Origin of the sequence: Streptacidiphilus sp. BW17 (genome assembly GCF_041262485.1) — a bacterium.
Lineage (GTDB): Bacteria > Actinomycetota > Actinomycetes > Streptomycetales > Streptomycetaceae > Streptacidiphilus.
Genome location: NZ_JBGCCR010000004.1, coordinates 301,578 through 323,802, shown reverse-complemented (window position 1 = coordinate 323,802; position 22,225 = coordinate 301,578). Strand labels below are relative to the sequence as shown.

At 72.7% G+C, this 22,225-nt stretch carries 20 protein-coding genes; 12 read left to right on the top strand and 8 right to left on the bottom strand.

The annotated features are described in order from the left end of the window. Nucleotides 1–54 precede the first annotated feature (54 nt). Together ABH940_RS07300 and ABH940_RS07295 are read right to left on the bottom strand one after the other, a co-directional pair. On the bottom strand, nt 55–1,029 hold the full coding sequence (locus ABH940_RS07300; protein ID WP_370069136.1) for an RNA polymerase subunit sigma-70: 975 nt from the start codon (nt 1,027–1,029) through the stop codon (nt 55–57). A gap of 17 nt (nt 1,030–1,046) precedes the next feature. Next, nucleotides 1,047–2,318, bottom strand: coding sequence for a hypothetical protein (locus ABH940_RS07295; protein WP_370069138.1), 1,272 nt, complete (start codon nt 2,316–2,318; stop codon nt 1,047–1,049). A gap of 177 nt (nt 2,319–2,495) precedes the next feature. Between ABH940_RS07295 and ABH940_RS07290 the strand changes: the two genes are divergently transcribed. The 3 genes from ABH940_RS07290 to ABH940_RS07280 all read left to right on the top strand — a co-directional run bounded on the left by ABH940_RS07290 (nt 2,496) and on the right by ABH940_RS07280 (nt 4,309). Then, entirely contained in the window at nt 2,496–2,999 is a 504-nt protein-coding gene (locus ABH940_RS07290) for a hypothetical protein (RefSeq protein ID WP_370104814.1), read from the top strand. Further along, complete coding sequence (locus ABH940_RS07285) at nt 2,996–3,643, top strand: maleylpyruvate isomerase family mycothiol-dependent enzyme (RefSeq protein ID WP_370069142.1); 648 nt, start codon at nt 2,996–2,998, stop codon at nt 3,641–3,643. Before ABH940_RS07290 ends, ABH940_RS07285 begins: the two co-directional genes overlap by 4 nt. A 174-nt stretch (nt 3,644–3,817) precedes the next feature. Further along, a complete protein-coding gene (locus ABH940_RS07280; RefSeq protein ID WP_370069144.1) occupies nt 3,818–4,309 on the top strand; it encodes a hypothetical protein in 492 nt (163 codons plus the stop codon). A 23-nt stretch (nt 4,310–4,332) separates the two neighbouring features. On the opposite strand, the gene ABH940_RS07275 is transcribed toward ABH940_RS07280, so the two are convergent. Together ABH940_RS07275 and ABH940_RS07270 are read right to left on the bottom strand one after the other, a co-directional pair. Continuing rightward, on the bottom strand, nt 4,333–5,871 hold the full coding sequence (locus ABH940_RS07275; protein ID WP_370069146.1) for a glycoside hydrolase family 47 protein: 1,539 nt from the start codon (nt 5,869–5,871) through the stop codon (nt 4,333–4,335). A 166-nt stretch (nt 5,872–6,037) separates the two neighbouring features. Then, nucleotides 6,038–7,396 (bottom strand): NAD(P)/FAD-dependent oxidoreductase, encoded by a 1,359-nt coding sequence (locus tag ABH940_RS07270; protein ID WP_370069148.1) that lies wholly within the window; start codon nt 7,394–7,396, stop codon nt 6,038–6,040. Between the two features lie 151 nt (nt 7,397–7,547). On the opposite strand from ABH940_RS07270, the gene ABH940_RS07265 reads away from it, so the two are divergent. The 8 genes from ABH940_RS07265 (at nt 7,548) to ABH940_RS07230 (ending at nt 14,249) form a co-directional block, all read left to right on the top strand. Next, entirely contained in the window at nt 7,548–8,291 is a 744-nt protein-coding gene (locus ABH940_RS07265; protein ID WP_370104812.1) for a HipA family kinase, read from the top strand. After that, nucleotides 8,291–8,737 (top strand): DUF3037 domain-containing protein, encoded by a 447-nt coding sequence (locus ABH940_RS07260; RefSeq protein WP_370069152.1) that lies wholly within the window; start codon nt 8,291–8,293, stop codon nt 8,735–8,737. Before ABH940_RS07265 ends, ABH940_RS07260 begins: the two co-directional genes overlap by 1 nt. Nucleotides 8,738–8,859: 122 nt before the next feature. Continuing rightward, nucleotides 8,860–10,431, top strand: coding sequence for an MFS transporter (locus tag ABH940_RS07255; protein WP_370104810.1), 1,572 nt, complete (start codon nt 8,860–8,862; stop codon nt 10,429–10,431). A gap of 111 nt (nt 10,432–10,542) precedes the next feature. Beyond that, nucleotides 10,543–11,424 carry a TetR/AcrR family transcriptional regulator gene (locus ABH940_RS07250; protein WP_370104808.1) on the top strand — a complete coding sequence of 294 codons (882 nt, stop codon included), beginning with the start codon at nt 10,543–10,545 and terminating at the stop codon, nt 11,422–11,424. Between the two features lie 24 nt (nt 11,425–11,448). Continuing rightward, nucleotides 11,449–12,879 (top strand): adenylosuccinate lyase, encoded by a 1,431-nt coding sequence (gene purB, locus ABH940_RS07245; RefSeq protein WP_370069158.1) that lies wholly within the window; start codon nt 11,449–11,451, stop codon nt 12,877–12,879. Between the two features lie 175 nt (nt 12,880–13,054). After that, on the top strand, nt 13,055–13,237 hold the full coding sequence (locus tag ABH940_RS07240; RefSeq protein WP_370069160.1) for a YegP family protein: 183 nt from the start codon (nt 13,055–13,057) through the stop codon (nt 13,235–13,237). A gap of 126 nt (nt 13,238–13,363) precedes the next feature. Next, nucleotides 13,364–13,600, top strand: coding sequence for a hypothetical protein (locus ABH940_RS07235; RefSeq protein WP_370069162.1), 237 nt, complete (start codon nt 13,364–13,366; stop codon nt 13,598–13,600). Between the two features lie 106 nt (nt 13,601–13,706). Further along, nucleotides 13,707–14,249 carry a hypothetical protein gene (locus ABH940_RS07230; RefSeq protein WP_370104806.1) on the top strand — a complete coding sequence of 181 codons (543 nt, stop codon included), beginning with the start codon at nt 13,707–13,709 and terminating at the stop codon, nt 14,247–14,249. On the opposite strand, the gene ABH940_RS07225 is transcribed toward ABH940_RS07230, so the two are convergent. Together ABH940_RS07225 and ABH940_RS07220 are read right to left on the bottom strand one after the other, a co-directional pair. Continuing rightward, nucleotides 14,219–14,767, bottom strand: coding sequence for a GNAT family N-acetyltransferase (locus ABH940_RS07225; protein ID WP_370104804.1), 549 nt, complete (start codon nt 14,765–14,767; stop codon nt 14,219–14,221). The two genes, ABH940_RS07230 and ABH940_RS07225, sit on opposite strands and share 31 nt — an antisense overlap. Before the next feature lie 30 nt (nt 14,768–14,797). Further along, nucleotides 14,798–16,558 carry a SpoIIE family protein phosphatase gene (locus ABH940_RS07220; protein WP_370104802.1) on the bottom strand — a complete coding sequence of 587 codons (1,761 nt, stop codon included), beginning with the start codon at nt 16,556–16,558 and terminating at the stop codon, nt 14,798–14,800. Nucleotides 16,559–17,162: 604 nt separating this feature from the next. Here ABH940_RS07220 and ABH940_RS07215 point away from each other — a divergent pair. Next, nucleotides 17,163–18,422, top strand: coding sequence for a GAF domain-containing protein (locus ABH940_RS07215; RefSeq protein WP_370104800.1), 1,260 nt, complete (start codon nt 17,163–17,165; stop codon nt 18,420–18,422). Nucleotides 18,423–18,492: 70 nt separating this feature from the next. Here ABH940_RS07215 and ABH940_RS07210 read toward each other — a convergent pair whose 3' ends face one another. Then, on the bottom strand, nt 18,493–20,709 hold the full coding sequence (locus ABH940_RS07210) for a SpoIIE family protein phosphatase (protein ID WP_370104798.1): 2,217 nt from the start codon (nt 20,707–20,709) through the stop codon (nt 18,493–18,495). Nucleotides 20,710–20,764: 55 nt separating this feature from the next. Beyond that, nucleotides 20,765–22,000 (bottom strand): MFS transporter, encoded by a 1,236-nt coding sequence (locus ABH940_RS07205; RefSeq protein ID WP_370104796.1) that lies wholly within the window; start codon nt 21,998–22,000, stop codon nt 20,765–20,767. Between the last annotated feature and the right edge of the window lie 225 nt (nt 22,001–22,225).

The window sequence follows — 22,225 nt, the reverse complement described above, 5'->3', positions numbered from 1 at the left end:
CGGAAGAAGTGTCGGTCACTGCTCCTACGTCGCGGGAGGCCGGAACTCATCGCTTCACACGACGGGAGTCTCCAGCAGCTGCGGCAGGCCGAACTCCGCGAACCGCTCGCCCGCGCCGAAGAAGGCGAGAAAGGTGACGCACTCCGCCACCCGGTTGCCGCGCAGCTCCAGCACCAGCAGCGCGAAGGGACGCAGGACACCGTCCGCGTCCGGCCGGTACTGACCGAGCGTCAGGGAGCCGTTCGCGGGCGCGCCCGGCACCAGGCGGTCCGCGGCGCAGGCGTCGGCCCCGAAGGTCATGGCCGTGCCGATGCTCTGCGGTCCGTCGAGCCACCACAGGAACGGCGGCATGCCGGAGCGCACGTCGTCGGCGAGCAGTCCGACCAGTCGCTCCACGTCGTGGGCCTCGAACGCGTCCACGTAGCCGCGCAGCAGGTCCCGCTGCGCCGGGTCGTCGGGGTCGGGCGCGTCGGTCGGGTCCGGGCGGTGCTTCTCCAGGGTGGCGCGGGCCCGTTGCAGGGCGCTGTTGGCGGCGGCGAGCGAGGTGTCGAGGACCTGCGCGGTCTCCTCGGCGGTGAAGCCCAGCACGTCCCGGAGCACCAGCGCGGCGCGCTGCCTCGGCGGGAGCCATTGCAGCGCCGCGACGAAGGCGAGCCGGACCGACTCCCGGCGCACCGCGAGCTCGGCCGGATCCGCCGCCCGGTCGAGCCGGGAGTCCGCCATCGGCTCCACCCACCGGTCGGACGGCAGTGGCGTCCCCAACGCGCCGCCGGTCGCGGCTGGTCCCAGGTCCCAGGGCAGCGCGCGGCGGCGCGCCCCGCGCAGCAGGTCCAGGCAGACGTTGGTGGCGATCGTGTGCACCCAGGTGGACAGGCTCGCGCGCCCCGGGTCGTAGCGGTGGAGATTCCGGTGCGCGCGGATCATCGTCTCCTGCACCGCGTCGTCCACCTCGGTGGCCGCTCCGAGCAGGCGGTAGCAGTAGCCGGTCAACGGCGTGCGGAGCGATTCCAGCGCTGCTTCGGTGGACATGTGCCCATCCTGCCGATTCACACGGGCTGCGGGGTGGTGTACTCGCGCCAGTCGGCGGGCTTCTGGCCGACGCGGAGGGTGCGCAGTCTGGCCAGGACGGACGGGTCCTGTGCCTCCAGCCAGGCGACGAGCTGCCGGAAGGAGACGAGCCGGACGTCGGGCTTGCCCGCGATGTCGCGCAGGGCCTGCTCGACGGACTTCATGTAGATGCCGCCGTTCCAGCTCTCGAAGTGGTTGCCGATGAAGAACGGCGCCCGGTTGGTGGTGTACGCCCGGTTGAAGCCCGCCATGTAGGAGAGGTACGACTGCTGCTGCCAGTACGGACGCTTGGCTGGATTGCCGTTGGGAGTGCCGCCGGTCTGGTTGGCGAGCATGTTGTAGTCCATCGACAGCACCTGGAAGCTGTGCCCGGGGAACGGGATCGACTGCAGCGGGAAGTTCCACAGCCCGTGCGCCGTCTTGCCCGGCCACATCTGCAGCCCGCCCGGCGAACTCGCGTCGTACTTCCAGCCCATCGCGGCCACGGTCGGCAGCAGGTGCTTCTGGCCCAGCAGGCAGGGCGTCCGGCCGCCGATCAGCTCCTTGCGGTAGTCGAACGGGAGCGGCTCCAACTCGGCGCGGCCGGTGTTGGTCTTCCAGGTCTCGACGAAGCCGATGGCCTGCTCCAGCTCGCTGCGCCACTGCGCCGGGGTCCAGGTGCCCACGCCGGTGGCGGGGCTGCAGAAGTGGCCGTTGAAGTGGGTGCCGATCTCGTGGCCCTCCAGCCACGCCCCCCGCACCTGGTCCAGCGTCATCTTCACGTGGTCGTCGGCCAGGTAGCCGATGTCCGACGCGCCCGGCCGGTGGCCCGGCGGCAGGTAGAGGTCCTTCTTGCCCTCCGGCAGCACGTAGATCCCGGAGAGGAAGAACGACATCGTCGCCTTCACCTCCTGCGCCACTCCACGGAAGTGCGAGAACAGCTTCTTGCTGTCCTCACCCGCACCGTCCCAACTGAAGACCACGAACTGCGGCGGACGCTGGCCCGGCTGCAACTTTTCCGGCACCGGCTGGAACGGCTGCGGACCCGTGTCCGCCATCGAACCGTCACCGATCAACGTCACCGGCCGCGCCTGGTCCTCCTGCCCGCTGCCCGCGCGGTCGGCGTGGTCCGCCGCCGACGGAGCGCGGCCCCACGACAGCCGCCGTGTGGGGGTAGACGCCCCGTTCGAGCAGCCGGCCAGCCCGGCGGCCGCGGCGGCGGCCGACGCGCAGGCGGCCGTCAGGATCGTGCGTCGACCGACGGGCTCCATGCGGGCCTCCTGTCTGCGTCCTGCTGCTGTCCGATCATGTGGTGATTCCCACCATTGCGGACGCCACGCTGCGTGATATCCATGAATGACCCGAATGTGCCGAATGTGGAGAGTGGAGGCGGTCCGTTTGGCGGAGCCGGGTCCGCGGGCGACATCCCGGATTGGCATTCTTGACCTGTGAACCAGACTGAGCAGCTGTCGCCTCTCGCCGAGCCGGACCTCCGTACCACGCAGCAGTTGGTCGAGCGCGCCCGTCGCGACGGCATCACCCGGTTCCAGGTCGTCGCCCTGGTGCACCCGGGCGACGCCGACGACTACGTGCTCCTGCTCGACCACCAGGGCGACGACGTTTGGGCCCTTCCCGTCGCCGAGGTCCGTCCCACCGAGAACGTGGCGCTCACTCTTGACTGGCTCTGCAACGAGCATCTGGGCCTGCGCTCCTGGAGCGCCGAGTTCGCCACCTCCGCCGGCTACACGACGCCGGACGGCGACGAGGTGCTGCAACTCGCGTTCGACGTCCCCGTGCCGGAGGGGAACAGGATGACCTGGAAGGGCGCGTGCCAGTGGTGGCACGTAGGTGCCGAGCCGTCGTCCCTCCACCGCCTCGCCCGGCCGATGTTCGACAAGTTCGAGCAACTCCAGCACGTCCAGCAGGTCGCGCAGCTCCGGAGCGCCGAATGACACCGCCGGTACAGCCGACACCGCCCACCGACGTCTGGCGGCTGATCCACGCCGAGCGGGCCGCCCTGGCCGCCGACCTCGCGGACCTGACCGAGCAGCAGTGGGCCGTCCCGTCGCTCTGCGAGGGGCTCACCGTCCGCGAGGTGCTCGCGCACCTGACGGCGGGGGCCAGCCTCAACCCGGTGCGGTGGATGGTGGGCGTGATCCGCTGCCGCTTCGACTTCGACCGGCAGGTCGCCGTGCGGCTGGCCGAGCAGCTGGGCGCCACTCCGGATGAGACGCTCGCGCGGTTCCGCCGGGTGATCAGCGGAACGACCAAGCCGCCGCTCTCGAAAGTGGCGATGCTCGGCGAGAACATCGTGCACGGCGAGGACATCCGCCGACCGCTCGGCATCGAGCGCGCCTATCCCGTCGCCACCCTGACCACGGTGGCCGAGTACTACGCGGGCTCCGACATGCCCGTCCTCTCCAAGACGCGCGCCGAGGGCCTGCGGCTGACGGCCACCGACGGCCCCTTCGCCGCCGGCGACGGGCCGCAGGTGTCCGGCACGACCCTGGCGCTCATCATGGCCATGGCCGGCCGCGCGTCGTACTGCGACGAACTCGACGGTGAAGGCGTCGCCACCCTGCGCGAGCGCTGCTGAGCCCCGTCGTGCTCCCGCACGGCCGAAAGCGACCGCATCCCGACCGGACCGGCCGGGCATAGGTGAAGAGGGGGCCCCGCGGCGGACCGAGGAGTCGCGGCGACGGGGGAGCCGAAGGAACGGAGCGGACCGCGCGAGCCGGGCCCCGGTGGCGGCGTCGACGAAGGGGAGACCGTGGTGACGCTCGCGGTGACCGGGCACAGGAACCTGACCGAGCGGACCGCCGAGCTGGTCCGGATCGAACTGCGCAAGCTGCTGGCCTCCCTCGCCGAACGGGGGCCGCTCACCGGGCTCTCCTGTCTGGCCAGGGGCGCGGACACCATCTTCGCCGAGGAACTCGTCGACGCCGGGGGGAGGTTGGTCGTCGTGCTGCCGTCGCGGCACTACCGGGAGAACAAGGTGCGGGCCGAGCAGGCCGAGACCTTCGACCGGCTGGTCCTGGCCGCTGCGGAGGTGCACGAGCTCTCCTACGCCCAGGTCTCCGAGGAGGCGTACCAGGCGGCCAACGAGGTGCTGCTCAGCCGCGCCGACACGGTGGTCGCGGTCTGGGACGGCGAGCCGCCCGCCGGTCCCGGCGGCACCGGGGACGTGGTCCGGCGCAGTCGGGCGGCGGGCCTGGCGGTGGTCCGGGTCTGGCCGGAGGGCTCCGCGCGCGGGGGCGTCTGACCGGGCGGGGACGCCCGGAATCGTTACCGCACCCCGGCCAGGATCTTCCCCTCGGTGGACAGGATGCCGGTCCGGTAGTCGAAGCGCGGCGTGCCGGAGAACATCAGCCACAGGTACTTGAGGTTCTCCGCGAACCAGTAACCCGGCGTCAGGTCGCCCAGCACCGGCCGGGCGGGGCGCATGTCGTCGATGACGGTGTAGCCGCCCGCCACGCGATGGTGCGTGCGCATGTTCTCGAACCACCGCCAGGCCGCCGCCTTGTAGCCGGGGTCACGGGTGAGCCGCCACAGGTCGAACGCGGAGTTGGCGTACTCCGGCCGCAGTTGGGCGCCGCAGTCGACGACGCCGAACGTCGCGTAGTCGATCGTCTCCGGCAGCACGGGGTGCCGATCCAGGACGGCGGTCCACGAGCGGAAGTAGGCCTCGCCGCGCGGAAGATCGCCGCCCTTGCCGAGCAGACCCGCGTAGAACGAGGCGAGTTCGGACTGGACCGTGCCGCCGGTGCGGGCGCCGGTGGTGGCGTCGACCGGGTGGTACCAGGGCAGTCCGCCGCGCACGTCGGTCTGGTGCGTCTGCACCGCCCGGGTCAACATCCGGTACCACTGCGTCAGTTGGGCATCGTTCAGCAACTTGCCGCCGCCCCACAGGTACTCGCAGAAGGAGTCGGCGGGCGGGTTGGGTGCGATGGAGGTGCGGTCGAGCCAACGGCCCGTCTCCGCGTCGATGGTGGTGCCGAGCAGGTCGAGCGCGCTGCGCCTGGCCAGCACGGCCCGGTAGGCGCGCAACGAGGCGTCGTAGTAACGGGAGTCGCCCACGAGTCGGGAGAGCAGGCCGAACTCCATCATGCTGGTGCCCGCCTCGGCGAGCGGCACCTCACGGCCTTGCACTTGACCCGTACGCAGGTTGACGTGGGTGTAGGGGATGCCGGTCGGCGAGGAGGTGAACGCGGGCAGCAGCCGGTCGGCCAACTCGCGGGCGCGGGTCAGCAACGCCTTGCTGCGGGTGGCCAGATGACTCGCCAGCAGGCCGCCAACCAGGCGGATGACCGCCTCGAAGACGTGGATGTCGACGTCCTGTGTCGGGTCCAGGTGCGCCTCCACCCAGGCTTGCGAGCGGGCCAACTCCGCGTCGCAGCCCATCACGTAGAGGGTGTCGAGGGCCTCGACCATGGACAGCCCGAAGGTGTGGCCCGGGGCGAAGAAGTCGTTGTGCCCGCCGCTGAGCGGCATGAGCTCGTCGTGGCCCCAGGCCTTGGCGCAGTAGCCGTTCCAGCCGTGCAGGTACTCCGCCTTGATCGCCGCGGCGGCCTGCGCGTCGGCGGGCACGGCGGGCACGGCGGGGCGCTTGGCACCGGGCTTGGCCGCCACAGGCTTGACGGGGCGCCTGGCGGCGCCGGGCGTCGGGCGGGCCGGGATCGGACGTCCGACGGCGAACGCCGGCGCGGCGAGGACCGAGGAGGCAGCGCCCAGCAGGACGCCCCCGGCGGCCGAGCCGAGCAGCAGACGGCGCGAAGGCAGGGACGGACGCGGCAGGGACTGCGCATGCGTGAAGTCGTCGGACATGCACGCAAAGTTATGACCTTCTGTCTGTCAGGCCGGTAGCGCCGTTCGTGTCGCGTCGAAGTGCGCCAGGACGGGTGACATGACTGCATGCCCATGCCAGAATTGGCGCGCCCTGGACGGCGCAGGTCACAACCCGCCGCCCAGGGCGTCCGCTCGTAGGAAGGCCCTACTTCCTGGCCTCCAACTCCGCCGTGTACTCCCGGATCTGGTCCTTGGTCAGATACGAGTCCGTGTACTCGAAGTCGCGCAGCCGGGCGGGCCGCCGGGACTGGAAGCCGGTGCGCACGAAGTCGTCGCCGGCAGTCGCGTTGAGCAGCCAGTTCGTCATCACCCGGACCTTGGCGACATTGGTCCGCAGCGCCATCAGGTGGTAGCCGCGCGCCACGCCCTGCGCGGCGACGCCCTGCATCTCGATGCCGAGCGGCTTGGACACCGCGTCCGCGCCGCCGAGGTCGACGACCAGGCCGAGGTCCTTGTGGAAGTACGGCTTCAGCTCGTGGCCGCGGATCAGGGCGATGACGTTGTCGGCCACCGCCTTGCCCTGACGCTGCGCGTGCTGCGCGGTGGGGGGGCAGACCGCGCCGTCGCCCTTGGCCAGGTCGGGGACGGCGGCGGCGTCGCCGAGCGCGAACATGTTCTCGAACTGCGGCACCCGCATCTCCGCGGTGACCGCGAGCCGACCGCGGACCGTCTCCGCGTCCAGGGTGTTGACCAGCGGGCTGGCGGCGACGCCCGCGGTCCAGATCAGCGTCCGGGAGGGGATGACCCGGCCGTCCGTCAGCTTGACCGACTCGTCGCCGACCTCGGCGACCGAGACGCCGAGCGAGATCTCAATGCCGCGCTTGCGCAGGATCTCCATCGCGTCGTCGCCCAGCTTCTCGCCGAGCTCGGGCATCAGCTTCGGGGCGATGTCGATCAGGTGCCACTTGATCAGGTTCGGGTTGAGCCTCGGGTAGCGGCGGATCGCGGACGTGGTGACGCGCTGCAGGCAGGCCGCCGTCTCGGTGCCGGCGTAGCCGCCGCCGACCACCACGAACTGGAGCCGGGAGATCCGCTCCTGCTGGCTGGTGGCCGCGTCGGCGAGGTCCAGCTGTGCGATCACGTGGTCGCGCACGTAGGCCGCCTCGGCCAGCGTCTTCATGCCGCGCGCGTGCTCGACGAGGCCGGGGATGTCGAAGGTGCGGGTCACGCTGCCGGGGGTCAGCACCAGGTAGTCATAGGGCTCGGCCACCAGGTCGTCGGTGATCTTGCGGAGGATCACCATCTTGGCTTTGGGGTCGATGCCGACCGCTCCGCCGGGGATGATCCGGGTCCGCCGCAGCATCCGGCGCAGCGAGACCGCGACCGACTGCGGCGTGAGCACACCGGCCGCGACCTGCGGCAGCAGCGGGAGATAGAGCTCGTAGCTGAACGGCGCGATCAGCGCGATCTCCGCCTCGATCGGCGCGAGCTGCCGCTCCAGCCGCCGTGCGCACTCGACGCCGGCGAAGCCGCCGCCGACCACGAGGATCCTGGGTCGTTCCATCGTGCCCATCCCTTGACGGTCGAGGTCACCATTCCTGGCCACACTCGCACGGACCAGGAGTGCCCGCCACCGGTCGGACAGGAACGGTCGTCCGACCGGCACGAGGCCGCTGTGGCCGGGCTCGGGCCCGCTGCTGGATAGGGTGGGGCGCATGTTGCGTGAGGTGTCGGCGGATCGTTATGTGACGCCGCTGAGGGAGGGCGGCTCGCTGCCGGGCCTGGTCGAGTCGGAGCGCGGGACGCTCTTCGTCGCCAAGTTCGTCGGGGCCGCGCAGGGGCGCAAGGCGCTGGTCGCGGAGGTCGTCGCGGGCGAGCTGGCCCGACGGCTGGGGCTCAGGGTCCCCGAGCTGGTGCGGCTGGAGGTGGACCCGAGGGTTGCCGTGGGCGAGCCTGACCAGCAGGTCCAGGACCTGGTAAGGGCGTCCGGTGGCACCAACCTCGGCATGGCCTTCCTGAGCGGCGCGCTCGGCTTCGACCCGCTGGCGTTCCCGGTGGACCCGGCCCTGGCCGGACGCGTGGTCTGGTTCGACGGGTTGATCGGCAACGTGGACCGCTCCTGGCGCAACCCCAACATGCTGGTCTCCGGCGGCGAGCTGTGGCTGATCGACCACGGCGCCAGCCTGATCTTCCATCACAACTGGCCGCGCGCGGCAGCCTCCGCACAGAAGGCCTACGACGCGTCCGACCATGTGCTGCGCTCCTTCGGGCCGGACCTGGCCGCAGCCGACGCCGCGCTCGCGCCGCAGGTCACCGAGGCACTGCTGACCGAGGTCCTGGCCCTGGTCCCGGACGTCTGGCTGGCGGACGAGCCCGGCTTCGGCTCCCCGGACGAGGTCCGCGCGGCGTATGTCGCGCAGCTGACGGCGCGGGTGCGGGCCTCGAAGGAGTGGTTCTGATGGTTCCCGAGACGGTTTCCGGGACGGTGTCCGGGCGGGTTCCCGGGCGGACGGTTCCCGAACTGGGCGAGAAGCTGGTCTACGAGTACGCGCTGGTGCGGGTGGTCCCGCGGGTCGAGCGCGGCGAGCAGATCAACGCCGGGGTGCTGGTCTACAGCCGCCAGGCGGGCGTGCTGCGGGCCGCCGTGCACCTGGACGAGGCGCGGCTGCTGGCGCTCGACCCCGACGCGGACGTGGCGGGCGTGCGGGCGGCGCTGGACGCCGTCGCCGGGATCTGCGCCGGCGGCGCGGCGGCCGGGCAGGCCGAGGGCGAGGAGCCGGGACGCCGCTTCCGCTGGTTGACCGCGCCGCGCAGCACCGTGGTCCAGCCGGGCCCGGTCCACTGCGGCCTCTCCGCCGACCCGGCGGCTGAGGCGGAGCGGCTGTTGGAGCTGCTCGTCAGGTAGGCGGGCCGGGTAGAAGACCAGGTCAGAGCCGGGGTCGCGATGCCGGAAATAATCCGTGGCGTTTGCCGTGCCCGTTCTTCTACAGTGTAGAAGTCTTGTACGCCGTAGAAGGGGTGGCCGCAGTGTCCGTCAGTCAACCGGATCAGGTGGGGACCGCAGGGGCGGGCGCCCACCGCAGACCGGACCGCTGGGTGATCCTGGCAGTGCTCTGCCTGGTCCAGCTCGTGGTGATCCTCGACAACACCATCCTCAACGTCGCCGTCCCCTCCCTGACCAAGGAGCTGGGCGCGACCACCTCACAGACCCAGTGGGTGATCGGCGCCTACTCGCTGGCCCAGGCGGGCCTGCTCATCGCCGCGGGCGGCTTCGCCGACCGCTACGGGCGCAAGCGGACGCAGCTGCTCGGCCTGGTCTTCTTCGGCCTCGGCTCGGCGGGCGCGGCGCTGTCGTCGACCGCAGGTGAGCTCATCGCCGCCCGCGCGGGTATGGGCATCGGCGGCAGCATGCTGCTCGCCACCAGCATCGCCATCGTGGTCCGCACCTTCGACGCGGAGGAGCAGCCCAAGGCCATGGCCGCGGCGATGGGCGTCGGTTCGCTGGGCTTCGCCCTCGGCCCGGTGATCGGCGGGCTGCTGCTGGCGCACTTCTGGTGGGGGTCGGTGTTCCTGGTCAACCTGCCCGTCTGCGTGCTCGGGCTGATCGCCGTCGCCCGGCTGGTGCCCGAGTCCAAGGACCCACGTGGCGACCGTCCCGACCTGCTGGGCGCCTCGCTGTCCACCGTCGGCCTGGTCGCGGGCGTCTACGCGATCATCCAGGGCCCCGGCTACGGCTGGACCTCGGGCCGCACCCTGCTCCCCGCCGCGGTCTGCGTCGTGGTGATGACCGGCTTCGTGCTGTGGGAGCGTCACACGCCGCATCCGCTGCTGGACATGTCGTTCTTCCGCAACGCGCGCTTCCGCGGCGCGGTCTCGGGCGGGGTGCTGGTCTCCTTCGGCATGGGCGGCTCGCTCTTCCTGCTGACCCAGCACCTGCAGTTCGTGCTCGGCTACGGGCCGCTCTCCGCCGGGCTGCGCACCGCGCCGATGGCGCTGACCGTGGTGCTGCTCAACCTGACCGGCACCGGCATGCGGCTGACCACCAAGCTGGCGCCGCCCGTCGCCATCGCCGTCGGGCTGACCCTGATGGCGGGCGGTCTCGCGGCCATCGCGGTCCTCGGGCACAGCGGGTCCTACCCGGGCATCCTCCTCGGCCTGGTGCTGATGGGCGCGGGTATCGCGTGCGCCCAGCCCGCGATGGGCGGGGCCGTGATGTCGTCGATCCCGCCGGAACGGGCCGGTATCGGCTCCGGGCTGATGGGCACGATGAGCGAGCTCGGCAACTCGCTGGGCGTCGCGGTCCTGGGCGCCGTGCTGACGGCCGGGTTCGCGGCCTCGCTGCCCGCCGGCGTGCCGCAGGCCGCCGCTCGCTCGCTGCCGGACGCACTGGTCGCGGCCGGACCCGCGAAGGCCCACCAGGTGCACAGCGCCTTCGCCGACTCGCTGACGAATGCTCAGTTGATCGGTGCGATCGCGGTGCTGGTGGGCGGGCTGGTCGCGGCCTGGCTGATCGGCCGGGCGGGCACGGCTCCCGTGGGCGGCGGCCCGGTCCCCGGCCGGCCGGAGACGCGCGAGCCGGAGCCCGCCCCGGCAGCCTGAGCCCCACGCTGACTACGATCGATGTGCGGGCAAAGGCGGCCTGTCGTGGCCGACGGCCGCCGCCCGCACATCGATCGGCCCGGGGCAGGCGAGGGAAGGCAGAGGCGCCGCATGGCGAAGGAGAGCGCGCAGGAGGACAGCGCGCGGGACGACAGCGCGCAGGACGACAGTGAGTCGGAGGGCGTCGCAGCTGAGGGCGGTGCGTCGCGGGAGAGCGCGAAGCGGCGGACCGCGTTGCCGAGCGTCAGCGTCTGGGCCGCGCCGCCCAAGGAGCGCAAGCGCGGCACCGCCCCCAGCGGCCTGACCCGGCAGAAGATCGTCCGCGCTGCCATCGCCCTGCTCGACGCCGAGGGTGAGGCGGGCTTCTCGATGCGCCGCCTGGCCACCGAACTCGGCGTCACTCCCATGTCGGTCTACTGGTATGTCGACAACAAGTCCGACCTGCTGGAGCTCGCCCTGGACGAGGCGCTCGGCGAGATGCGGATCGCCCCGCTCACCGAGGAGACCGACTGGCGCGACCACCTGCGGGCCATGGCGCACGAGTACCGGGCCTTCTACCAGCGCCACCTGTGGGCGGTCCGGATCGCCGGTGAGGTGCTGCCGCTCGGCCCGAACGCGCTGTTCTTCTCCACCAGCGCGATCAGCGCCATCGAGCGCACCGGTCTGCCACCCGAGCAGTACGTGGCCGTGCTCGGGCTGGTCTTCCAGTTCGTCTACGGCTTCGCCACCTCCGAGGGCCAGCAGATGATCCGCATCCGCGCCGCCGGGGTGACCGAGGACGCGTACATGCAGGAGGTCAGGGACCTGGCGGCGCACGTCGACGAGACCTTCGTCGAGAACTCGGACCGGATCAGCCCTCCCGTCGAGGGCGAGCCGATGGCCGCCAAGCGGAACCGCTACTTCGCGGACTCGCTGGAGCTCGCCCTCGACGGCATCGAGGCCCGGGTGGTCCGCGACACCGCAGGTCCGGCGGCCCGGTCCGCGCGGCGCTGAGCTGGACCGTTAGAATGGCGCAGCGTGAGCGCCAAGCCCTTCATCCCCGATGTCCTGGCCGCCCGCTACGCCTCTGGCGAGCTCGCGCGGCTGTGGTCCCCCGAACACAAGGTCGTCCTCGAACGGCAGCTGTGGCTGGCCGTCCTCAAGGCCCAGGCCGACCTGGGGATCGACGTGCCCGAGGGCGCCGTCGCCGACTACGAGCGCGTGGTCGACCAGGTCGACCTGGCCTCGATCGCCGAGCGCGAGCGGGTCACCCGCCACGACGTCAAGGCCCGCATCGAGGAGTTCAGCGCCCTCGCCGGGCACGAGCAGATCCACAAGGGCATGACCTCGCGGGATCTGACCGAGAACGTCGAGCAGCTGCAGATCCGCCAGTCCCTGGAGCACGTTCGCGACCGCACGGTCGCGCTGCTCACCCGTCTGGCCGCGCTCGCCGCCGAGCACGGCGAGCTGGTCATGACCGGCCGCTCCCACAACGTCGCCGCGCAGGCCACCACCCTGGGCAAGCGCTTCGCCTCCGCCGCCGACGAGTTGCTGGTCGCCTTCACCCGGCTGGAGGAGCTGATCGCCCGTTACCCGCTGCGCGGGATCAAGGGTCCGGTCGGCACCAGCCAGGACATGCTCGACCTCCTCGGCGGCGATCAGCAGAGGCTGGCCGAGCTGGAGCAGCGCGTCGCCTCCCACCTGGGCTTCGACCACGCGTTCACCAGCGTCGGACAGGTCTACCCGCGCTCGCTCGACTACGACGTGCTGACCGCCCTGGTCCAGCTGGCCGGTGCGCCGGGCAGCCTGGCCAAGACGATCCGGCTGATGGCCGGCATCGAGCTGGTCACCGAGGGCTTCAAGGAGGGCCAGGTCGGCTCCTCCGCCATGCCGCACAAGATGAACACCCGCTCCTGCGAGCGCGTCAACGGCCTGGCCGTGATCCTGCGCGGCTACGCCTCCATGGTCTCCGAGCTCTCCGGCGACCAGTGGAACGAGGGCGACGTCTCCTGCTCCGTGGTGCGCCGCGTGGCGCTGCCGGACGCGTTCTTCGCCTTCGACGGCCTGATCGAGACCTTCCTGACGGTGCTGGACGAGTTCGGCGCCTTCCCGGCGGTCATCGCCGCCGAGCTGGACCGTTACCTCCCGTTCCTCGGCACCACCAAGGTGCTGATGGCCTCGGTGCGCGCCGGCGTCGGCCGGGAGACCGCGCACGAGGCGATCAAGGAGCACGCCGTCGCTTCCGCGCTGGCCATGCGCCAGGGTGTCCGCGAGAACCAGCTGCTGGATCGCCTGGCGGCGGACGAGCGGATCCCGCTGGACCGGGCCGGTCTGGATGCGCTGCTGGCGGACCGGCTCTCCTTCACCGGCGCCGCGTCCGGCCAGGTCGCCGAGGTGGTCCGCCGCGTCGAGGAGGTCGCCGCCCGCTACCCCGAGGCCGCCAAGTACCGCCCCGGCGCCATTCTCTGACGGGCCGACGGCTCACCGCCTCCTGATCGCCCGCGTCGCTCCGCTCCAGATGCCGACGCGGGCGATCGGCGTTAGCTTCGGCTGTAGCCGATTCGCCACGAAGAGTGACTGATTCACGTCGTTCTGGTGGGCGGACGGCGAGGTCGAGTCGAACGAAGAGCGAAGGAGTGCGGGGATGCCCGGCAAGTTCGAGGTCCACCAGGACAAGGCGCAGGAGTTCCGTTTCACGCTGAAGTCGGCGTCCGGCGAGGTCATCGCCCTGAGCGAGGCCTTCGAGAGCCGTGAGGCGTGCGAGAAGAGCATCGAGGCGGTGCGCAAGAACGCGCCTTACGCCAAGCTGGTCGAGGCGGCCGGTTAGGCGAGCCGGCGTGGCAGCGGCCTGCGCGCCCACGCCCGCGCCTCCGCCCGCCGTCGGGACGGGAGCGCGGGCGCGCGCCCGGCGTGCCGACTGGAACCGAGGGCCTTGCGGACGGATGATTGGATCATGACGGGACAGTCCGGTACATCGGTGCGGGTCTGGGTCAAGATTGAGATCGACCCCCGCCAGGTGGTCGCCCAGGTGTTCGACGCGCTGAACAACCCGGTCGGCGACGAGACGGTGATCACCGAGCGCCACGACCTTTACGAGATCGCGCGCCGCTACGGCGTGCCGCTGGAGAACTTCGAGTTCGAGGGCGACTCCGCCGAGGTGATCGAGGCGGAGTTCCCGCCGCAGGTCTGACTGGCGGTCACCTCGCCCACATCGTTACCCGGCCGGACTTGCCGAAAAGTCCGGTGTGGTCGATTCTCTGACGCATGTACGACAGGGGAGTCGACGGGAGCATGCGGTGAGGAACCCGGCCATGTGGTCGCGCGCGGCGCTGATGGTGGCCTATCTGGGACTGATGGCGGCGATGGCCGGGGTGGCCTGGGAGACCGAGAAGATCGACCTCTCGGGCGTGGCCAAGGTCTTCACGGCTCTGGCCGCGGGCCTGATGGGCGCGGTGATCAACCCGGCCACGTCGAAACAGGCCCAGAAGGGCCTGACGCAGCCGCACCCGCCCGTCATCGACGGGGTGTGGGCCGCCCACGCGGTCATCGGCTGCGTCGCGTTGCTGGTGGACGCCGCCGCGCTGGTTGTCGACGGTGGCCGGCATGTCAATGCCTCGGACGCCTTCGTGGCCATGGCCACGGCCTTCGGCATGCTCTTTGTGGACACCAGCTCCGCCACGCACGAGCTCGTGGGCGGGACGACTCCGGCTGCGGTTCCCACAGCGGTGCCCGGCGCGGTTCCGGCTACTGCGGCGGCTTCTGCTGCTGCGACGGCTCCGGCCGCGGCGGCTGCCGCTTCCGGGAGCGCTCAGTCCTCGACGCCGAACGCGTCGGCGTAGCGGATCGATCCGGTCGGGACCGGGCGGCCCGGGTCCAGGGCGAGGGCCATCATCGCCTCGTCCGGGACGTCGAACGGCGGCTTGATGCCGTAGCCGGAGGCGGGCACGAACCCGAACCGCGTGTAGTACGCGGGGTGACCGAGCACCAGGACCAGCTGCTCGCCCGCCTTGCGCGCAGCGTCCAGCGCCGCGTGGACCACCGACGTGCCCGCACCGAGACGCTGCCGCTGCGGCAGCACGGCCACCGGGGCGAGCGCCAGCGCCGGGGCGCCGTCGACATGACAGCGCGTCAGCAGGGCGTGTCCGACGACGGTCCCGTCCGGGGCCTCGGCGACGAACGAGGAGTCGGGCAGCCAGGCGCGGGCGTCCGTGCGCAGCGCGTCGACCAGGTCCGCCTCGTTGCGCGTCGGGAACGCGGCGAGGTTGACCCGGCGGACGGCCGCGGCGTCGGAGCCGTCGACGGCCTCGGCACGGGTCGGCCAGGGGCTCGGCTGCGGTGTGGAGATCATTTCGGGCATGCCTCACCCTAGCCGGACGCGGACACGGGCTCATCCGGCCGCGCCGCCGGGCGTGGTGAGCTCGGCCCAGATCACCTTGCCCCCGTCGTCGGTGAATCGGGTGCCCCACCGGGAGGCCAGCTGCGCGACCAGGAAGAGGCCACGTCCGCTCTCGTCCTCGCTGCGGGCCCGGCGCAGTCGGGGGGAGACGCCGCTGCCGTCGGCGACCTCGCAGATCAGCGAGCGGTCGCGGAGCAGCCGCAGCTCGACCGGGCCGTCGGTATGTCGGATCGCGTTCGTCACCAGCTCGCTGACCAGCTGTTCGGCCGTGGTCGCCAGCGAGTGCAGGCCCCAGCCGGTGAGCCGCGCGGACACCTCGGCCCGCAGCCCGGCGACGGCGGACGGCTCCAGCGGGACGGACCAGCGGGCGACCCGGTCGTCGTCCAGGCCGCGGGTCTGGGCCACCAGCACCGCCACGTCGTCCCTGGGCCGTTGCGGCAGCAGCCGGGAGAGGACCGACGCGCACAGCTCCTCGGGCGAGCGGTCGCGTCCGACGAGGGACGCGCCCAGCCTGGCCATGCCGATGTCGATGTCCTGGCCGCGGTCCTCGATGAGGCCGTCGGTGTAGAGGACGATCCGGGAGCCTTCCGGGAGCGGCAGCTCGATCGCCTCGAACGGCGTCGAGCCCAGGCCGAGCGGGGGACCCGAGGGCACCTCCGCGAAGCGGACCGTCCCGTCCGGCAGGATCAGCGCGGGGGCGGGGTGCCCCGCCCCGGCCATGGTGCAACTGCCGCTCACCGGGTCGTAGATGACGTAGAGGCAGGTGGCGCCGATGATGCCGATGCCGCTGTGCAGACCGGCGTCCGGATCGCCGTCCAGCTCCCGGTCCATGGTGTCGACCAGGGCGTCGAGATGGCCGAGCAGCTCCTCCGGCGGCAGGTCGAGCGCCGCGAAGTTGCGCACCGCCGTGCGTAACCGGCCCATGGTGGCGGCGGCGTGGAGGCCGTGGCCGACGACGTCCCCGACCACCAGGGCGACCCGCGCGCCGGAGAGCGGGATCACGTCGAACCAGTCGCCGCCCACGCCCTCCTGGGCCGGGAGGTAGCGATGGGCCACCTCGACAGCGGGCAGTGCGGGCAGGGCGTGCGGCAGCAGGCTGCGCTGCAGGGTCAGTGCGAGGGAGTGCTCGCGGGTGAAGCGGCGGGCGTTGTCCAGGCAGACGGAGGCGCGTTGCGCCAGCTCCTCGGCCAACCGCAGGTCGTCCGCGCGGAACGGCCCGGCGTCCCGAGAGCGGTAGAAGGAGGCCACGCCGAGCACCGTGCCCCTGGCCCGCAGTGGGACGGCGATGACGGAAGCCATCCGGTACGCAGCCAGGCCCGGTTCGGCGCCGGTGACGCGCTCCGAGCACTCGTCCAGCACGGCCCGCCCGACGCGCAGCGCCCGGGCCTGCGCCCCCTCCTTCGCGAACGCGACCTCGGCACCGAGCGGGAGCAGCGGCCCGCCCGCGCGGATCGTCCGGGTCGCCGCGCGGTGCAGGGGCTCGCCGGTCTCGGCGGGCGGGGGCTCCTGGCCCGCGCGGACCCACTCGGCCAGGTCGACGGTGGCGTACTGGGCGAACTCCGGCAGTGCGACCTCGGCCAGCTCCTCGGCGGTCTGCGCCACGTCGAGGGTGGTGCCGATCCGGACCCCGGCCTCCCAGAGCAGTGCGAGCCGGTTCCGCGCGGCGACCGCGAGTTGCGCGTGGGTGGCGCCGGTGTTGCTGGTGGTGATGCCGTGGGTGTCGTCGTCGGCCCTTGCGGTGGTCCCGGCCATCTTCGTTGCCCTCCCGTCCTGCCGTGCCTGCCTCGCCTGCCCGGCCCGCTCTGGCGGTGCCTCCAGCGCTGCGGGTGGAGGGTCGGGTGGGCGAACGCGGGCGGCGCCGATCGGACGCACCGGCTCGTCGGTGAGGGCCTGGCCTAAAGCGCGGCCGTACGGTGCGCCCCGGGCGCGGCCCAGGGCCTGCCGCCGGGACCGGTCGCGGGCGGCGGCCGAGCGGCTATCGGCTCCCAGGAGCGCCCAGACGCTCGCTGCGTCACCAGGGGTAGCTGGGTCCTTGGGGCGTGACCGCCGACCGTGCACCCAGGACGTCACCATCACGGCACCCTCCCCGCAGTCAGCGCCAGCTCCTTGCGTTCCTGTACCTGCACCCGCATCTGAACCCGCCCTGCCCCGGCGGGCTCTGTCCCGACGCTAACCCCATGGCACGCGGCGTGGGCCGAGTCGTCTGCGAACCACTCGTTGGAGTGATGGGACGTCATATCTCTTCGGAATCAGCTGTCGTGACGGATACTGGCCACGCGTCCAGGCAGGGCGGGCGGGAGCAGTCGCCTTGCAGGCTCCCTTGTCGGGCACGGCCGGGGCGTTGTAAATGGATGACGTGAGTGCTGGACGCGTGCGGGCGGGCAGGTCGGCCGGGACGGCCGGACAGGTGGCGACGGCGGCCGGACTGCGGCGGCGCCGTGCCGAGTTGGAGCGTGCCTGGTCCGGGCTGGCCAGACCGGAGGAGAAGGCCGAGAGCCTACGCGTCGAGGTGGCCGAGTCGTGGGCGCGCAGCGGGGCGAGCGTGGACCGGGCCTGCGTGGAGGCACCGGTCGGTGACGCGGACGCGGCCCGCTCGCTCTGGGCGCACTCGCGGCTGCGCGAGCCCATCACGGCCGTCGCGGACGAGCTGCGCCGGATCGCCGACGACGCGGGCTTCGTCGCGGCGGTCACGGACGAGTCCGGGACCATCCTGTGGACCTGCGGCGGGCGGCACATGCGAGCGCAGGCGGAGAAGCTCAACTTCGCGCCGGGCGGCCGGTGGGACGAGCAGGCGATGGGGACCAACGCGCTGTCGATGGCCCTGCTGCGCGGACAGGCCGCCACCGTCTTCTCCGCCGAGCACTACCTGGCCGCGCTGCACGGCTGGGTCTGCTACTGCGCGCCGATCCGCGACGCGGCGGGCCGGGTCCTCGGCGTGCTGGACCTGTCGACGACCTGGGACCGGTCGCACCCGCTGGCGCTGTCCACGGTGCGGTTGCTGGCCGCCGGGATCGAGGAGCGGCTGCGCGAGGACGAGCCGGGAGCCCGTGCTGCCACGCTCCGCCTGCGGGCCCTCGGCGAGACGCCCGCGCTGCACCGCGCTGGTGTAGAACTACCGTTGCGCCCACGCCAGTTGGAGATACTCGCGCTGCTGGCGCTGGAGCCCGAGGGCTTCACGCCGGAGCGGCTGCACGACGCACTCTACGGGGACCGCTCGGTGTCCGCCTCGACCTTCAAAGCCGAGGTCTCCCATCTGCGCAGCGCACTGGGCGGCGGGATCGCGACCCGCCGCTACGCGCTCACCGCAGCGCTGGCCTGCGACGCCGTCGAGGTCGTGGCAGCCCTCCGACGCGCCGATCCGGCGGCGGCCGTCGCCGCCTACTCGGGACCGCTGCTGCCGCGCTCGGAGGCTCCCGGCGTCGTCGAGTGGCGCGACCACCTGCACGTCGCGCTGCGCGAGGTGGTGCTCAGCGCCGTCGACCCGGCGCTGGCCCTCGACTTCGGCCACCACGCCCGCTACGACGCTGCCCTGCACCGCCATGCGCTCGCCCTGCTCGACAGCCACGACCCCCGCCGCGGCATCGCCGCCGCGCGGCTGCGTGCAGCGGGAGGGTGAGCAGGCGGGTGAGGCGGGGTCAGTGGCGGCGACCGCGGCGGGAAAGCCGGGAGAGGGCCCGGCCGCGAACTCACCCCAAGGGCGGCGCGGGCAGGGGCAGCTCCGCCCAGATCGCCTTGCCCCGCAGGGCCGGGCGGACGCCCCAGCGTTCGGAGAGCTGGGCGGTGATGAACAGGCCACGTCCGCCCTCGTCGGTGTCCAGGGCGCGGCGGAGGTGCGGCGCGGTGCTGCTGTCGTCGCTGACCTCGCAGATCAGCGCGCGGTCGCGGATCAGCCGCAGCAGGACGGGACCGTCTGCGTGCCGGACGGCGTTGGTGACCAGCTCGCTGACGACCAGGGCCACGTCGTCGACCAGCTCGGTCAGACCCCAGTCAGTCAGCTGCGCCGTCGCCAGCGCGCGTGCCTGCCCCACCGACTCGGAGCTGTTCGGCAGCTCCCAGGTGACGGCACGGTCCGGCCCGAGTGCGCGGGGCCGCGCGATCAGGACGGCCGCGTCCTGGCGCGTTTCGTGCGGGGAATGCGGGGCGAGGGCGTCGAGGACGGTCACGCACAGGTCGCGCAGCGGGAGCTGTGTGTCGGCGAGCGCCGGGCCGAGCAGGTCGGCGTAGGCCGAGGCGGTGTTCGCGTCATTCCCGTCAACGCCGCCAATCCCGCCGCTAATCCCGTCGCGCCGGTCGAGGGGAGCGAGCGCGCCGTTCCGCAGGACGACCAGGCTGCCTTCCGGGAGCGTGCGACCGGCGACGGCGTAGTCGCCGACCCCCTGGCCCAGCGCCGGGCCGGGGTCGACGTCGAGCAGCTCCGCTCCGTCCGGGGTGACGACCACCGGGGCCGGATAGCCGGCGCTCGCCGCGCGCAGGCGCCGGCTGACCGGGTTGTAGACCGCGTACAGGCAGGCGGCCGGGACGGGCCGGCCCGGATCCGCTCCCGCATCCGCTCCCGCATCCGCTCCCGCATCCGCTCCCGCATCGGCGGGGCCGCCGCCGCGGGTGTTGCGGCTGACGATGTCCTGAAGCCGCGTCAGCAGCTCGTCCGGTGGCAGGTCCAGCTCGGACAGGGCCGCGACCGCCGCGCGGAGCTCGCCCAGGGCCGCGGCCGCGTTGGCGGTCGGCGCGAGGGCCTCCCCGGCGACCAGGGCGACTCGAGCGCCGGAGAGCGGCAGCACGTCGAACCAGACGTCCGCGGCACCGGCCGGGCGGTAGGCCTGCGCGGCCTCGACGGCGGACTGGGAGTAGGTCCCCGTGTCCCTGGCGGTGTGCTGGACGACGCCCGCGACCCACCGCTCCCGGCTGTAGAGGCGGGCGTTGTCCATGGACAACGCCGTCCGCGAGGTGAGCTGCTCGGCCAGCGTCAGATCGTCGTGGTCGTACGGCGCGGGGCTGCGCCAGCGGTAGAAGGACGCCAGACCGAGCACCACGCCACGGGCCAGCAGCGGCACCACCATCATCGAGTGCGCGCCGGAGGCGAGCAGCAGCTCGTCGCGCCGGCTCCGGTCCGGGTCCAGCCACGGCTGCGAGTCGGGGTCCAGACGGTCGATCAGCAGCGGCTGCAGCTCCGTCAGCGCCCGGTGGAACGGGCTGCCGGCCAGGTACTCGCCGACCTCGTCCTTGCGGGTGACCGTGGTCCTGGGCGCCTGCTGCGCCCGGGTGTCGGCGCGGCGGAAGACGGCGCGGCGGAGGGGGAGCGTCGGCAGGTCCGTGTCCGACGGGGGCGCCTCGCCGCGCAGCACCGCGTCGAAGACGTGCACCGAGAAGGTGTCGGCGAGCTGCGGGACCACGACGTCGCCGAGCTGTTCGGCGGTCCGGAAGAGGTCCAGGGTGGTGCCGACGGTGTTGGCGGCCAGGTCCAGCAGCTCCAGCCGCTCCTCGGCGCGCACGCGCTCGGTGATGTCGACGATCGCGGCGGCGACGCCGAGCACGGTGCCGTCGGCGTTCTGCAGCCGGAAGCTGGACACCGAGGCCACCCGGACCGGCGCCGCCGGGTTCGGGTCGTGCAGCCGCACCCGACGCTCCCGCACCGGAGTGCCCGTGGCGAGCACCTCCCGGCAGCCCGCGATCAGGTCCTCCACGTCCTCGACGTGGAAGGCGTTCAGCACCTCCGCCATCGGGAGGCCCAGCAGTTCCTCGACCGGGAGGTCGCTGCGGAACCGTGTCGTGGTGTGGGCCCGGAGCAAGCGCAGCCGTGGATCGTAGACCTGGAGCCCCACCGGGGACTGGGTGAAGAGCGCACCGAGCACTGCCTCGTCCAGCCCGGGACCGGACGCTCCGGCCTCCTGGGGGGATCTGGTCACGTCGCCACGTCTCCTGCGCATGCTGCTCGGCGGGCCGGATGGAGCGGGCCAGGGCTCATGGCGATGAAACCACGGTGTCCGAGCCCTTCGCCACCGCAGCCGGTCCCGGTGTGGCGGGCGGATCGAAGCGTGCCCGGCGCACGAGAAGCAGGGCGACGACCGCGGCGACGACGGAGGCGGCCCAGGCGGTGCCGAGGGCCGCCGGGTATCCGTGGGTCGCGGCGAGTCGTCCGGCCGCCACGGCGGCGGTCCCCTGGCCGACGATGAGACCGCTGCCGAGCAGGGTCATCGCTTCGCCCATCCGGTGGGCCGGTGCCACGGTCTCGGCGAGCCCGAAGATAGCGATCAGATGGGGTGCGACGGCCACCCCCACCGCCGCCACGGCGAGGGCCGCCGCCGGGAGCCCGTGCACGGAGAGGAGCGGCAGGGCCAGCACCGCCTGGCCCACGACCGCGACGCGCAGCAGCGAGGTGAGCCGGACCGCGCTCCGGCGGAGTGTCACCACCAGACCGGCGACACTGCTGGTCACCGCCATGCTGCTCCAGACGAGTCCGGCCATCCCCGGATCGTCCAGTGTCCTGGCGAGGGCGTTCACCCCGGCGTTGGCGGCACCCCAGACCATCCCCTGGAGCAGCGCCAGGGCCAGCAGCACGACCAGGGGCGTCGAGAGGAGACGCGGTCCGCTGCCGCTCCCGGAGCGCGCGCACGGGCCGGGCGCGGACCGATGCCGCGCGAAGGCCGTTCCGGCCACGGCTGTCAGCAGCGCGGCGAGGGCCACGCCGGCGGCGGGATGGGTGCCGACGGCGAGCACGCCTGCCAGCGCGGGGCCGACCATGAAGCCGAGTTCGTCCAACAGGGTGTCCAACGACAGGGCGCGGGCCACGAGTTGACGTTCGCCGGGGAGCCCTGCGACCAGCGCGACCCAGCGGACCCGGGAGAGAGGCCCGATCTGAGGGACGGTCAGCCCGGCCGCCAGGGAACAGAGCGCCTCGACGGCGAGCGACCGCCCGGTGGTCACGGCGGCCACCAGGGCGGCCGTGGCCACGGCGTTGACCAGGGACGCCGTGACGAGGGTGCCCCGATGGCCCCGGCGGTCGGCGATCCGGCCGATGAGCGGGCCGCCGACGGCCTGACCCACCCAGAGGAGCCCGGCCGCCAGACTCGCGTTCCCGATGCCCGAGCCGGCCGTGATCATGATGAGCGTGCCGGTCGGGGCGAGGGCCGCCGGCAGTCTGGCGAGGAACGAGGTGACCGGAAGCCACGGCCCGGTGAGGACCAGCAGTTCGCGCACGCCAGCCTCGTCCGGCGCGCCGTCGACCGGGCTCGGGCTCGCGCACGGGCTCTGGACCGGGCTCGGTAGAAGGGCCTTTTCTCCGCTCACTGCCACCCCAACGGATCGAGAGAGCCGGAGTCTCGCACGCGGATCCGGGGGTCGGGCGGCTCTCCGGCCAGCGTTGGAGGACCCTATGAACCACGTACGGCCACGAACTGACGCATCGTCTGTTCCGACGATGGA